Genomic DNA, 14721 nt, shown 5'->3' on the forward strand with positions numbered 1-14721 from the left:
TAATAGGTTTGATATTTAAAAATTATACGTTTCCCAGATAAACGTATTTCAGATATTTTTCTGCTTCTTCAGCCAGGCCGATCAGAACTCTTTCCGCAGTCGGGGGTTTATCCTGCATTTCATACCGTGGAAAATATCTGGATAAATGCAGGGGGATATCGGGTGAAATTGACGCTATCCATTTTGCCATTTCCGAAATTTCTTCTCTGGAATCATTTAAATCCGGAATGATAAGCGTTGTAATCTCCACATGACAATGTTTTGCAGACATCTCAATGACCCGTTTCACATCCTGCAGTCCGCCTTTTACTACGTTTTTATAAAACGCCTCCTGATAGGCTTTTAAATCTATATTCATAGCATCAATGCACGGGAGAAGCCTCTCCATCGGTTCCGGACTGATAAATCCATTGGTAACCAACACATTCAGGAGTCCTTTCTCTTTTGCAAGCTTTGCGGTTTCATAAACGAATTCGTACCAAACCGACGGCTCATTATAAGTATAAGCTATGCCGATATTTCCCCGGGGCTTCCACTCCAACGCCTTTTCTACCAGTTCTTTTCCTGTTATCCTTGCCGTTTCCGTTTCTCCGGCTTTTACCCTGGCAATGCTGTGATTCTGACAGAACGGACATTTCAGGTTGCAGCCGATGGATCCGACAGACAAGATCAAGCTCCCGGGATAAAAATTTTTTAACGGTTTTTTTTCGATAGGATCCAGAGATACCGAGGAAACACACTCATAATTCAAAGCATACAAAGTACCGCCGATGTTTTGGCGAACCCCGCAAACGCCCACCCTTTCATGCGGTATGCTGCATTGATGGGGACATAAAAAACAACGGACACTTTCGTTTTCCTCTTTATGATAAAACATAGCCTCTTTATGATCTGTCATCCGGTTCCTCCTATCGATAGCGAATCACCTCAAAGCGCTCCAGTTGAAAATTTTCAGACGGTCTTATCCCTGCCTTTTGCAATGCGATCTGCACTTGCATTTCAGGCGTATCGACACCCTCCAGATCCGGCAGCAGCAGCCCTCTGCGAAAACCAGAAGACACAATGACTCCGTATCTCTTAACATCCAGTTCTTTCAGTGAAGATATCATCTCCGGCTCACCCAAGACATCTACCGAGTAGCTGAGTTCCGGCAGTTCGTCTTGACCTACAGGCGGGAATCTAGGATCTTCCGTACCGGAATGAATGGCATTTTGAATGATTTCCTCCGCAATATTTCCCTTTGTAGGGCCGATGGTTCCAATACAGCCTCTGAGATTCCCCTGCTTTTTAATGGAAACAAAAACGCCGGCACGCCGTTCCTTCAGCTCAGACGAAATCCATTCCGGTGTCTCCGGTTTTCTGTTTTCATGAATATAAGTTTCAAGGCTTTCTTTTGCCAAGCGTATATAATCGTTATCTTTCATTATCTCTGAACTCCTTCTCCTCTTTGCTTTGATGATTCAGTATCCCTTTTGCCACGAGATAGCCCACTCCGTAGGGGCCCTCATAGTGATAGACCTTGATGCCTTCCTGCTGTCCATTGAACACCCCCAGCATCATGACCACAGATCTGGTTCCGCATTCCCCTGCTGCTTCCATAAATTTTTCTTCTGTTTGGAGGATTTCGTCTACCTGATTTTTTTCCAGCAATTCAATTAATTTTTCATCGTATTCCCTGCCCTTCGGATGATAACCGGCAGGGGCCTCCTTTGTCAGCCTGTGGGACAAATCGCCGCTGGCAACGTATACAATTCTTTCATCTGTAGATTTCACTGCTTCTCCAATGGCCTGCCCAAAGCGGTAGATTTCCTTTAAAGGTAGAAACGGTGTCGAGATCAGCACAAGTCTAAAGTCTTTCCACTCTTTTTGAATAAAATACAAGGGGACTAAAGCGCCATGGTCAAGGATATCCGTAATTCCGTATAATTCCTTCTCCCTGCCGCTTAATGATCCGGATGGTATTCCGGCATGATCAGCGTGTTTCTTTATAAGAGCACCTAAAGACAAATTATTTTGAAAGGATAACGCAACCTCCGGATGGCCAAATCCGCCAAAGGATCCAAAAAGCTGCTCTTTTTCTGTGAAATAGACATAATCCCGAAAACATGGCGCGTGCGGTGAGGATAGAATGATCGTATCAGGTTTGTCCTCTGCAATTTCCTTTGCCGCTTTTTTCATCGCTTTGATTGTAGCAGCGGCTTCTTCCTCTCTGCCTCCGCCAATCTCAGGTATCAGTATTGGCGGATGCGGAAGTATATAACCATTCAATATTTTACCCAAAAAAATGACACCTCCGTTTTCGAATTTTATTTTCAATTTCTCATCCATTTTGAAGGTCTGGTATCATAATACCCTATGTGACAGATCTATCATACCATTTCCCGCACAATTATTTTTCATCTTTTTTGATATTTCATTCAAAACGATAAGAAGAAAGGGGCAGGAGAAACTAATTCATAGATTGAATCATGGTTCTCCCCACCCCTGAAACGTTTTTACAGGATAGGATCATCTTTTAAGAAAAGGATTCTATGACTGACGAAAAAATTTTAACAATATCAGGATCGAATTGTGTTCCTGTATTCCGTCTTATTTCTTCCAGCGCAAAATCTCTTGCCATTGCTTTACGATATACCCGGTTCTCTGTCATGGCATCAAATGCGTCTACTACTGCAAGGATCCTGGAAATAAGAGGAATGCTCTCCTGGGTCAATCCCTGCGGATAACCTTTACCGTCCCACCTCTCGTGATGGGTCAGTACATATTCCGCAATTGGCTGCAACTCTGTGGTTGCCATGGCAATACGATAACCGATTTCCGGATGCTTTTTCATGATCACCCATTCTTCTTCACTTAACTTTCCAGGCTTGTTTAACACGCGGTCATCGATTCCGATTTTACCGATATCATGCAGCATTGCAAAGAGTTCTATTTCGTCCAAGCTTTTTTTAGGTAAATGCATTTTTTCCCCGATCAATTTAGAAATACAGGCCAACCGTTTTGCATGCTCTTCCGTTTCCTGGCTCCTTTCGTACAAGGTTGCCATAATCGAGGAAACAATAGCGCTGTGATAACTGCTTCGTTCTAAAAGTTTGCGCTTGTGCATGGATTCTTCCGCTTCTTTTTCCGCTGATTGAATGCTTTCATCCAAATTCTGCTTCGTACCGTATCCGATAGAAAGGTTAATAGATTTTGCCTTATCCTTTAATGTTAAATTATATTCTTCGCAGCAGGATTCTATTTTCTTTAAGGTTTCATTCACCTCATAGTGTTCCGTGTTTGGCAGAAGCATGCAGAATTCGTCGCCTCCGGTTCTTGCAAGCACGTCTCCGTCACGGCAGCAGCTTCGAAATATTCGCGCCGTTTCTTGGATAATCCGGTCGCCTTCTTCTATGCCGAAAGCATCATTGATCAGACGCACGCCATTAATGTCACCTACTATGATTGACAATGGAAGGCAGCTTTCACGATCCATGAGATGCTTGACCTCTTCAAAGTATCTCCGGTTATATAAATCCGTCATGGAATCATGGTCATTCATATATTGAATTTGCAGCAGATTTCTCTTAGACTCCGTGATATCGATAATAATGCCTTCCAGAGCTTCTATCATGCCGTCCGAACCATATACGCCCTGCCCGATTTCCAAAACCCATTTTTTCTCGCCGGCAGCGGTAATAATTTCATATTCAGATTTAAATTGTTCCTTTAAATCCAAGACCCGACTCCATTCTTCCCATAAAAGCTCACGATACTCCGGCACGATCAGCTCACTGAAAGAGAGTTCATTGTTATTCAGGAGCTGTTCGGTCTGATAACCTGTTAACTGAAAGCAGCCCTGAGAGATAAACACCATGGTCCAATCCCTTGTCGTTTTGCATCGGTAAGCCATTCCCGGCAGGTTATCCAACAGTACGGCCTTGCTTCGTTCATTGTCAAACAGTGCCTTCTCCATATCTTTTCTGACGGTAATATCCTCGATCAAGCAGATATGATTGTATTTTGGATTGCTGGCAAGGTTTAACGGGGCAATCATCATATGCACCCAGGCCACAGACCCATCCGGTTTCAGATAACGTTTATCCATTTCATATCCTTTGATTTCTCCGGACTTAAACTTTTCAAAATAGGCCAAATCCACAGGAACATCATCGGGATGTGTAATCTCGGTCCAGTTTACCCTTGCCAGTTCAGCTTCCTCTCTCCCCGTAATTCTTTCAAACATGGGATTAATACTGACACCATACTCCGTATTCAAAGTTCCTCCGTGTTCATCATTGCGTCCGATTGCAATTCCGATAGGAGCTTGATCGAATACCGTTCTGAATAAAGTTTCGCTTTCTCTCAATTTTTTGTCCAGTGCTAAAAGCTTTTCTCTTTCATGACGGAGACTGCTATTTTGGTTAAAAACGAGAAAGAATGCGAAATAGATTAAAAACATGCAAAAAACAACGATGCCAGCTTGGATAGAATGGATAACCGCATGATTTTCCCAGGACTCGGCAGGATAATCCACACCAAAAACCGCATAGGTTTCATTGGTCAGAGAGTCCAGCATGGGAACCAGTACACTCATCCAGGTTCCCCAGCGGTCGGTAGTGGGACCCATAAGGATCGGCTCACTCTGATGAAACAACCTTAAAAATTCCTCATCTGTTTCCCAGTATTCCTGACCGGGCGGTGAATAGTCGGATGATTCAGGAGGTTCCGAATCGGCGAGAAAGTATATTTTTTCTTCTTTTTGAACAAAAATATAGGCGAAACGAATATCGTTCCTTTGAAGGACAAGGTCCATCAGGCTGTCTTTTATTTCTCCATATTCTTCTCTTTCTAAGTCGCTTCTGTCAATATGAAGGTTGGTTATATGAGATTTTTGAAACCCCGATTCAGCAGCCATCGCCAACTGCATTGCTTCTTCTTCGGTTTCCCTCATGCTTTGATTCCAGGTATTCACAATAAAAAAAATACTAAAAATCAGCAATGCAAGAAATCCAAAAATAAAAAAGGGGGTTATCGTGATCTGTCTAAATTTCTGAACAATAGAAATAAAACGTTCCATACTTGTTTCCTCACTATCCTATGATCCACTGGGTCAATAATCTACTTTCGTTGTTTGGTAATTTTTCGTTTCAGTATGCAACTATGTTTAGATTTTATTTAGATTATAGTAAGGAGTTGCTTTCAGTTCAAGTGTTTTTTCGTCCTGATTCGACTTAATTTTCCCTTCTTTTTCCATGGTTTTCCTATTATTTGGCAAAGTAAACCAAAAGCCCGTCCAAGAGTTCTCTCTTCAGGCGTCCTTTATAAAAAAGGTATTCCAAATGAGAGTCTGCTTCCCCGACAGCAAACATTTTTTGTTCGACTGGAAATTTATCCCAGTTCTCCGTTCGAACGGACCATTTCATTTTGGACGCAGCAAAATAAGGAGTCGCTTTGCCGGATTTCTCCATAATATCCAGCGTCTCTTCCAGCCTTTCCTCATGGTGCTCCATCAGTTCATTGACTCTTGCCTGAAATTTTCCCAGAGGCTTTCTATGGGAGCAAAAGGCAAATTCCGCCTCAAGTCCCTTCATCTTTTCCAGACTGTCCAGATATTTTCCCAGGGAGTTTTCCATTTCAAGCCATCCGGTAATATTGGGCGTGATATCATAGAGAACATGGTCCCCGCAGAACAAGACTTTTTTCGCTTTATCATAAAGGCACATATGACCCGGCGTATGGCCCGGCGTCAAGATACACTGAAACCGGTAGGTTCCCAAATCAAATTCATGCCCATCCGCCAGGCCGTGATAGTCTCCCTGCTCCCCGATAGGATTCCTCCATCCGGGTTGCTGAAATACAGCGGTTAACTCTTCTTCCGAAAACCCAAGAGAAAGATATTTCTGAAAAACCAGCTTCCAATAATCCGGTACAAAATAATTCTCCATTCCCTTTTTATCTTCGTCACTGACAAAAATCCTGCTTTCCTCTGACGCAATCAAGGAAGCGCAGCCTGCGTGATCCGCGTGCATATGAGTCAGGAAGATATCGGTTTGTCTCATATCCACATCGATCTTCTCTAAGCCATCCTGTAGGGCTTGAAAGCATTTGGCCGAGTGAAAGCCGGTGTCTATCAGCAAATTTCTATCCTTTCCTTTTATCAGAAAGCTGTTTAAATTTTTCAATGGATTTCCCGGCAAGGGCACCTTGATTAAAAAAATATCTTTAAGCAATCGTTCAACCATATTTACCTCGTACTTAATTTTAGCTATACAATGCGGATAACCATCATAAAGAAAAGCTCAGGTCTTATACCTAAGCTGTAAATTCATAAATTGTAGTTTCATCGAAGACTTCACCGGGCCTTAAAATGACGTCAGGGAAATGTGGATTTGAAGGTGTACCGGGGAAATGCTGTGTTTCCAGGCAAACACCCATCCTCCTTCCATATTCCGCATGATCCTTGCCCGGAATTTCACCTGTAAGATGATTTGCGGTATAAAGCTGAATTCCCGGCTGGGTTGTATAGGTATTCATGATGATTCCCGTTTTATCACCTGTCAGTCTGGCCGCGAGCTCAGGTTCCAGTGAACCCTTTCTCTTATTCAGTACATAATTGTGATCATAGCCTTTTCCATATGCAAGCTGCTGGTGATTCTCCTCGATCCTTTCTCCCATGCTTCTCTCTTTCGTAAAGTCAAAGGGAGTTCCAGCAACCGTGAGAAACTGTCCGGTAGGAACCGAGGTTTCATCATTTTCGGTTATGGTATCGCTGTCAATAAATAATCGGTGCTCCATAGCAGTTCCCGATTGGTGTCCATTTAAGTTGAAGTAGGCATGATTGGTAATATTAATCACAGTGGCTTTGTCGGTTACGGCTTGATAACGAATGATCAGTCTGTTTTCATCACTTAAGGTGTAAGTGACCTCCAAATTCAGATTTCCCGGAAACCCTTCCTCTCCGTCAGGGCTGACACCGGTTAATTTCACCGTACTATCATTTATGATCTCATAATCAAAGTTTTTTCTGACAAAATTGGAAGGACCACTGTGAAGAGAGTTTCCCCCATTATTTGCGGTTAATGTATACTCCATTTGGTCAATCTTTAAAAATGCATTTTTAATCCTGTTTGCATGCCTCCCCACTACAGCGCCAAAAGAACTTTTTCCGAGTTCGTAATGCTCCAGAGATTCATACCCCAAAACCACATCAACCGGCTGACTGTTTTTATCGGCAGCAAACAAATGGGTAATGGCGGCGCCATAGGTTATCATCCTTGCTTCCATCCCCCTGCTATTTTTGATTGTGATTTGACTTACCTTTTCACCGCTCGATAAGATTCCGTATTCTCTTACATTCATTGTCATGCTTGCACCTACCAATCCATACTCATCTTTTGTATCCCAAGTAAAATTTATTATATCGTAAGGGTATTGATAGTTCAATATCTCTTGCTTTGATTATAACAAAAAGTGGGAGAATCGATCATCCCACTTTTCGTGATTTATGTAAAAATGAAGGAGAGAATTATGCCATTACTTCGCTTAGTTTTACGCTTCGCCCCTCCTTGAGAGATTTCTCCGCGGCCTTTGCTATATATACGGGCATCAGCCCGTCTCTTCCCGTAACAAGAGGTTCACTGTCATGCAGAACGGCATCCACAAAGGCTCTTGCCTCTGCAATAAACGCATTGTTGTAACGTTCGAGGAAAAACCAGGTGGGCTTTTCACAGGTGACGCCTTCCGCCGTGCTGATCATGGAAGCATCGATCAGATCGTTGCCTACCTGAATACAGCCCTTGTCGCAGTGCACCTCGGTACGCTGATCGTAGCCGTAGCGGGCGGCCCTGCTGTTTTCGATGACACCAATAGCACCGTTTTCAAACTTAAGAATTACAATAGCCGTATCCACATCTCCGTATTTTTCGATTCGGGAATCGATCATAATACATCCATAGGCGCATACCTCCGTAACCTCGCTGCCGGATAAATACCGCACCATATCAAAATCATGAATGGTCATATCCATAAAGATGCCGCCCGAGGTGGCAACATATTCTATGGACTGCGGCTCCGGATCCCGGGAGGTCACTTTTACAATGTGAGGCTTTCCCAGCCTGCCGGATGCTACAGTGTCCCGCACCTTTTTATGGTTATGATCAAAGCGGCGTACAAAGCCGACCTGAAGCTTAACGCCTGCCTTTATCACTTCATCCAGCGCTGTTTCGATAACAGCGATGTCGGTGTGAATGGGTTTCTCACAAAAGATATGCTTGCTGCCCTTAGCCGCTTCCATAATTAATTCGGCGTGGGATTCGGTGGAAGAGCAAATGAAGACAGCATCGATCTCCTTGTCGTTGATCACATTCAACGGTTCGGAGGTTATATTTTTTACACCTAGTTCGGAAGCCCAACTTTTCATATCTTCGGTCAAATGCACATCCGCTACGGAAACCAGCCTGGCTCCCGGTACCGAATGGGCTAGATTATTGCCATGCAGTCTGCCGATGCGTCCCGCACCGATCATTCCGATTTTCAGTTCCCTTTCCATATCCAAGACTCCTTACCTCTTTCTCTTTATCCAATCATGCACTAGCTCTTTCTCTTTTACCAATATTTCATTAGCTCTTTCTCTTTTACCAATATTTTATTAGCTCTTTCTCTTTTTATTAGTGCGGATATCGAACCACACAGCTGCCACCAGAATAATGCCTTTTACGATATACTGCCAGAAGGCGTCCAGATTCATCATGCTCATGCCATTATCAATGGTAGCCATAATCAACGCACCTAAAATCGCACCTGCTACCTTGCCGATCCCGCCGGTCATGCTGGTTCCGCCAATGACTGCAGCAGCGATGGCATCCAGTTCAAGGCTCATATTGGCCACGGTGGTGGTGCTGGCATTCAGCCTTGCCGCCAATACCAGTCCTGCGACACCGATCATAAGTCCATGAATGGAGTATACGAGTACCAGATTCTTTTTCACGTTGATCCCCGAATACCGTGCGGCATCCAGGTTTCCTCCGATGGCGTAGATACTGCGCCCGAAGGTGGTGCGCTCCGCCACCAGGGTCAGCAGAATAACAAGAATAAACATAATCAGCACCGGAACCGGCATGCCCCGATAGCTGTTCATAATCAATACCGCGATCAGGATGGCTGCCGTCGTCAAAGCCCAATGTATCAGCATATCACGCGGACTTTCGGTGAGCGTACCGTTCCTGCGTTTGCTCGCACGTCTCTGAAGCCCGTTGAGCAGTAGAAGGATGGACAGCAGGATTCCAATGAAAAGACTCATGGGCTTGCTGATATAGGCCTGGCCGAAATAAAGGAGAGATTCCTGAAGAGGTGCAATGGTAGCCCCTTCGGTTACCACTAGAATCAACCCTTTGAATACCAGCATCCCTCCCAGCGTAACGATAAAGGGTGCCAGATCCAGATAAGCGATCAACGAGCCCTGCACTACATAAACCGCAACGCTTACAATCAGACAGATGAGAATGGTTTCCGCCGTTCCCATGCCCCAAAAAACCTGCAAGGCTGCGGCAACACAGCCGATGAAGCCCACCACCGCTCCGGCGGAAAGATCGATGCCGCCGCTGACGATAACCAGCACCATGCTGATTCCCATGATCCCAACCGTGGTCATCTGACGCATGAGGTTGGATAAATTTCTTGTAGATAAAAAGGATGTCGAAAGATTGCTGAATCCATCACTGGTAAAGTAGGTGAAAAACAGCCAGAGCACAACCAGCACCGCAAACATGGTGAAGGTTCGAATGTCTATTTTTTTCACAACAGTATACCGTTGTAATGTTTCTTCTTTTTGTATCATAGCGTTACCTCCCTGGTACCGATGCCTGCAGCAGGATTTCCTGCGTTGCTTCGGAAATATCGAATTCACCTGTGATTTTCCCGTTTGCCATGGTGATAATCCGGTCGCTCATCCCCATGATTTCTTCCATTTCAGACGAAATCATGATGACCACCACGCCCTGATCCACCAAAAGATTCATGAGCTTATAGATTTCATACTTTGCGCCCACATCAATGCCTCGTGTAGGTTCATCCAAAACAATAATCTTCGGTTCACAGACAAGAGCCTTGGCAATTACAACCTTTTGCTGGTTCCCCCCGCTCAGGCAGGAAACTGCCGAATTGATATCAGGAGTCGCAATTTGCAGATTGTTTTTATATTGGTTGGTATAGTTAACTTCTTTATCATCATTCAGTACTCCATATTTTGACACCTTACGCAATGCGGCCAAGGTAGTATTTTCTTTGATCGACATGATCAGATTCAGACCCAGCTTCTTTCGGTCTTCGCTGATGAGAAAAAAACCGTGCTTTAATGCATCCATGGGACTTGAAATCTGTACCGGCTTACCATTAATCAGAATTTCTCCCTGACCCTTTTCCCGGTATGCTCCAAAGAGCGCGGTAAACAGCTCCGTTCGTCCGGCGCCCATCAGTCCGCTGATCCCCAGGATTTCCCCCCGATAGGCTTGAAGGCTGACGTTTTCAATAAGCTTTTTCCCTGCAACATCGGGATGATTGACACAATAGTTCCTGATTTCCAGCACCAGTTCGTCCCTTGTATGAGGCACCCTCGGAAACATATTCGTGAGTTCCCGCCCTACCATCAGGCTGATCATGGTTTCTTTATCCAGATTGGTGCGCTTACGGGTTTCAATGGTTTGCCCGTCACGGAGCACCGTGATTTCATCGGCGATCCGCATCACTTCATCCAGACGGTGACTGATATAAATACAGGTAACTCCTTCACTTCTGAGCTTGCACACAATATCCAGCAGCACATCAACCTCCGCTTCCGTCAGGGCGGCGGTAGGCTCATCCAGAATCAATAAACGAACTTCCTTGGCGAGAGCTTTGGCAATCTCTACCATCTGTTTCTGACCGATTCCCAGATTCCTCACTTTTTCATCGGGACTGATAGTCAAATTACCCTCCGTATTCAGTCCGATCTGCTTGAGCAGCTTCATGGAATCCACATACATTTTGTCAAAGTCTATAAACCCGAAACGCGTTGGTTTTTCATTTAAAAAAATATTTTCAGAAACGCTGAGTTCCGGCACAACGTTAAGTTCCTGATGAATGCAGGCGATCCCTTCCTTCTCCACATCCCGGATACTCTGAAACTTCATCTCTTTTCCGTCATAAAACATCTGTCCGTCATAGCTGCCGTAAGGGTATACTCCACTGATGATTTTAATTAAAGTAGATTTTCCTGCTCCGTTTTCTCCGACAAGGGCATGTATGTGTCCCCGAGCCACTTTGAAATCAACATCCGACAAGGCTCTCACACCGGGGAACAGCTTGGTAATTCCCCTCATTTCCAGAATATAATCCGGTTGCTGCACAGTATCACCTCTTTTATCTCTTTAAGCGGCTCAAAGACCCCCACTGCTCAGGTGTGGGTCAAGAGCCGCTAAGCTGGAAATTTTTTTACTTCTTTTGCCAAATTATTCGACCTGAACAAACCTTTTACTGATTTTTGGTATGTTCAGCAGCCCCTGCTTATTGGGCTGGCCACTGATCCTTGGGAACATTTTTATAGACGTCTTCCAATGAATGGAATTTGTCCTGGGCGATGATAATGTCATAGAGATTATCCTTGTCAATGGCGATAACATCCACGGAAAAACTGTCTACATCTTTAAAATTGTTATTCAATTTCGTCCACTCGCCTAAGGAGGAGTCAATAGCAGTCATGGGATCCTGTCCGGTAGCCAGGGCCACTGCCAGTTCTATGGCGGCGAGATTCAGCTTTGCCAGAGGCTTATAAACGGTTCCGGTCTGCTTGCCTTCCACGATCCTTTGACAGGCTGCCAAATCCGCATCCTGCCCCGAGATAGGTACATTGAGCCCCTGGGCTGCCAATGCCTGAATGGCTCCTCCGGCGGTTCCGTCATTGGATGCGATAACACCCTGAATGTCGTTATTAGCTGACGTGAGTCCGTTCTCGGTATTTTTCAGAGCTTCATTGGGATCCCATCCTTTGCACCACTGTTCCAGAACGATGTTGATGTCCCCCCTGTCAACATAAGGTTTCAGGACGCTTTCCTGGCCTGCGGCAACCAGATGGGCATTATTGTCCTCTGCAGCACCCTTCAGCCAGATATAGTTTCCCTTCGGAGCCTTTTCCGTTACGAAGGTGGCCTGCTTCACCCCTACTTTGTAAGAGTCAAAGGTTATGTAATAATCCAGATCGCAGTTCATGGCAAAGCGATCGTAGGAAATCACCGGGATCCCTTCCTGATGAGCCGTGTCGATGATTGGAGCTACGGCCGAAGCATCCAGTGATTGAAGAATCAGCACATCGATCCCCTGGTTAAAGAGATTTTCACATTGAGAAACCTGTTTCTGGGCGTTGTTTTCGGCCGATTGAACCAGTAATTCAAAGCCGTGCTCATCCGCATAGGCCTTGAACATATCGATTTCACGCTGCCATCGTTCTTCCTGGGTATGGCCGACTGAAACGCCGATTTTGATATCCTTGATATCCTTTGCCTGTCCTTCGGTTTCCGGTACGGATGCATTTTCTGAACAGCCCACTGTCATCAGAAGTACCAGAACCACCGCTAAAAACAATCCTGTCAGTTTTGAAAATTTACTCATTTTCTTCTTCCTCCAATTAAATCAATTCTATGGGAAACGAGAGTATTCTCCCTCATTTCTTTCAATTTGAATGGTTGTATTTATTTAAACAGCTTCGCTATTCCAATATCACAGGAAATGTCGTGTTTTTTGAGCTGCTGTCCGAATGACCTCTTCCGGATCCAACTCCCAGTATGCAGGCCGGAACAGCTCGATAGAGCAAATTTCGTCATACCCCTTTTTGTGCAGCTTTTCACTGATTTTTGCAAGAGGAATTACCCCCTCACCCGGAAATAAGCGGTGACAGTGGTCCAATACACCCAAGGGCAGATCTTCACAATCGTCAATGTGATAGACAAATAATTTTTCCAGCGGAACATCGTCAACGGCATCAATATTCTCCAGGCGGTTGTATAGAAAGAGGTTGATGGAATCAAGCGCCAGCCCTACGTCCGGCCGATGGACGGCCTGAACGATTTCCAATGCCTGCTCCAAACTGCGAACACACCAGCGCCTGTCGCCGATGGGCTCAAAGGCCAGCTTTACACCATAGGGCTTTGCGGCATCAGCAAGCTTGTCAAGAACCTCCGTGCTGTCATCAAACACCTCACTCTGTGTTTTTAGGTACATATCATCACCCATAGTGGGGACGACTATGATGTACGGATTTGCAATTGCCTGTGCAGTTTCGCAGCCGAACCGGAACAAATCAAGCAGCTTTTGCCACTGCCCAGGTGTGCAGAAATTGATATCTTCTATGGAGTTCAAGGCATATGGCTTAATCCTGCTGGAGGCGAAAAAGGACTGCAGCTCCTTTACGGTATGCCGGGCAAAATAGTCCTTCAGCATGTCGAGGCGGAGTTCGATATAGTCATATCCATATTTTTCGCACAGAGCCAGATCCTGCTCTACCGTAGAGCGCTTCATACAGGTTGCTTCATTGAATCCCAGTTTCATATCGTACCTCCATGGGAAGATTACTTACCGAAGGTAAGCATGACCTTGCGTGCGTTGGCTTTATCGTGACAGGCCGTGTCAAATGCCTGGTGGATGTCTTTAAAATCGAAATGATGGGTGTTCAGTGCCGCAAAATCATATTTGTCCTTGATAGTGGACATAAATCGGATGGTGCGCGGAAACCAGCGGTCGGTTCCGCCAGAGCCGGAAATCTGCAGCGTTTTCCAGATGGTTTTTCCGATTTCCACAGGAACCTTGCGTCCGATGGAATGTCCGATGAGCCCAACTCGTGCGCTGTGCCCTGCAAGATCGAACAAGGATGCGATGCCGATATCGTTGCCGGAGCACTCGATGACCACTGAAGGTCCCCGGCCGTTGGTCAGTCTGAGCACTTCATCCTGAAAATCCTGTTTGGTTGGATCTACCACAAAATCCGCACCATAGTTCAGGGCGTTCTCACGCCGGGATTCCAGCGGATCGATGACGATGACTCTGGCATTGGAGTTCTTGCATACCATACTGGCACAGAGCCCGATGGGACCTGCCCCAATGATCACGCAATCGTCTGAGGCATCCGGTGCACAGCCATTTCCCCAAACGCCCCAATAACCGACGTTGAAGGTTTCCACCCAGGCGCCCAGTTCGTAGTCCCAATCATCGGGTATCACGTGGGTATAGCATTCTTCAAGGATCATATATTCTCCCATACCGCCCGGAGAATCAGGCCGGAATCCGACCTCCCTCATATTCAGACAGGCAGAGGGCATTTTTCCGTCTTTGCAATTGGCACAATTGTAGCAGGGAAGAACGCAGTCCCCAACCACCTTGTTACCGGGCTTTACACTGGTAACGCCGCTGCCCACAGCAACGGCCTGGCCGGCCCATTCATGGCCCGGTGTATAGGGCCCCAGGTCGTAGCGTCCTTCGGCTGATTCTCCTTCAAAGCACTCCACGTCCGAGCCGCAAATGCCGCAGGCTTTGAGTTTGATCAGAATTTCATTGGGTTTCAGAGGAGGAAATTCCACTTCCTCAATTCGCAGATCCTTAGGTCCGTACAGAAATGCAACCTTTCCCTTAATCGCTTCCATTGTCTTTTCCCGGGCTGTTTCGAAACCGACCAATGACATTCGGACAGCCCTTTTCCTTTCTTTACAACATATTACA

12 protein-coding genes are annotated in these 14721 nt (G+C 45.5%); all 12 read right to left on the minus strand.

The features are described from left to right. Positions 1 to 22: 22 nt before the first annotated feature. The 12 genes from amrS to KCX82_RS04430 all read right to left on the minus strand — a co-directional run bounded on the left by amrS (position 23) and on the right by KCX82_RS04430 (position 14684). Positions 23 to 898, minus strand: coding sequence for an AmmeMemoRadiSam system radical SAM enzyme (amrS, locus tag KCX82_RS04375; protein WP_227017224.1), 876 nt, complete (start codon positions 896 to 898; stop codon positions 23 to 25). 10 nt (positions 899 to 908) lie between these two features. Continuing rightward, on the minus strand, positions 909 to 1424 hold the full coding sequence (amrA, locus tag KCX82_RS04380) for an AmmeMemoRadiSam system protein A (protein WP_227017225.1): 516 nt from the start codon (positions 1422 to 1424) through the stop codon (positions 909 to 911). Further along, a complete protein-coding gene (amrB, locus tag KCX82_RS04385; RefSeq protein ID WP_227017226.1) occupies positions 1414 to 2280 on the minus strand; it encodes an AmmeMemoRadiSam system protein B in 867 nt (288 codons plus the stop codon). The genes amrA and amrB overlap by 11 nt, the downstream gene beginning before the upstream one ends. A 235-nt stretch (positions 2281 to 2515) precedes the next feature. Then, a complete protein-coding gene (locus tag KCX82_RS04390) occupies positions 2516 to 5059 on the minus strand; it encodes an HD domain-containing phosphohydrolase (RefSeq protein WP_227017227.1) in 2544 nt (847 codons plus the stop codon). 187 nt (positions 5060 to 5246) lie between these two features. After that, positions 5247 to 6224, minus strand: a complete 978-nt coding sequence (locus KCX82_RS04395; protein ID WP_227017228.1) for an MBL fold metallo-hydrolase — start codon at positions 6222 to 6224, stop codon at positions 5247 to 5249. 70 nt (positions 6225 to 6294) lie between these two features. Continuing rightward, a complete protein-coding gene (locus tag KCX82_RS04400; protein ID WP_227017229.1) occupies positions 6295 to 7341 on the minus strand; it encodes an aldose epimerase family protein in 1047 nt (348 codons plus the stop codon). 166 nt (positions 7342 to 7507) lie between these two features. Then, the gene (iolG, locus tag KCX82_RS04405) at positions 7508 to 8530 is read right to left on the minus strand and encodes an inositol 2-dehydrogenase (protein ID WP_227017230.1); all 1023 of its coding nucleotides are present in this window, start codon (positions 8528 to 8530) and stop codon (positions 7508 to 7510) included. 99 nt (positions 8531 to 8629) lie between these two features. After that, entirely contained in the window at positions 8630 to 9817 is a 1188-nt protein-coding gene (locus KCX82_RS04410; RefSeq protein ID WP_227017231.1) for a sugar ABC transporter permease, read from the minus strand. Between the two features lie 4 nt (positions 9818 to 9821). After that, complete coding sequence (locus tag KCX82_RS04415; RefSeq protein ID WP_227017232.1) at positions 9822 to 11363, minus strand: sugar ABC transporter ATP-binding protein; 1542 nt, start codon at positions 11361 to 11363, stop codon at positions 9822 to 9824. 157 nt (positions 11364 to 11520) lie between these two features. After that, a complete protein-coding gene (locus tag KCX82_RS04420) occupies positions 11521 to 12621 on the minus strand; it encodes a sugar ABC transporter substrate-binding protein (protein ID WP_227017233.1) in 1101 nt (366 codons plus the stop codon). Between the two features lie 108 nt (positions 12622 to 12729). After that, complete coding sequence (locus tag KCX82_RS04425) at positions 12730 to 13557, minus strand: sugar phosphate isomerase/epimerase family protein (protein ID WP_227017234.1); 828 nt, start codon at positions 13555 to 13557, stop codon at positions 12730 to 12732. Between the two features lie 20 nt (positions 13558 to 13577). Next, positions 13578 to 14684 (minus strand): zinc-dependent alcohol dehydrogenase, encoded by a 1107-nt coding sequence (locus tag KCX82_RS04430; protein ID WP_227017235.1) that lies wholly within the window; start codon positions 14682 to 14684, stop codon positions 13578 to 13580. Between the last annotated feature and the right edge of the window lie 37 nt (positions 14685 to 14721).

The organism is Sinanaerobacter chloroacetimidivorans, from assembly GCF_018128545.1.
Classification (GTDB): domain Bacteria; phylum Bacillota; class Clostridia; order Peptostreptococcales; family Anaerovoracaceae; genus Sinanaerobacter; species Sinanaerobacter chloroacetimidivorans.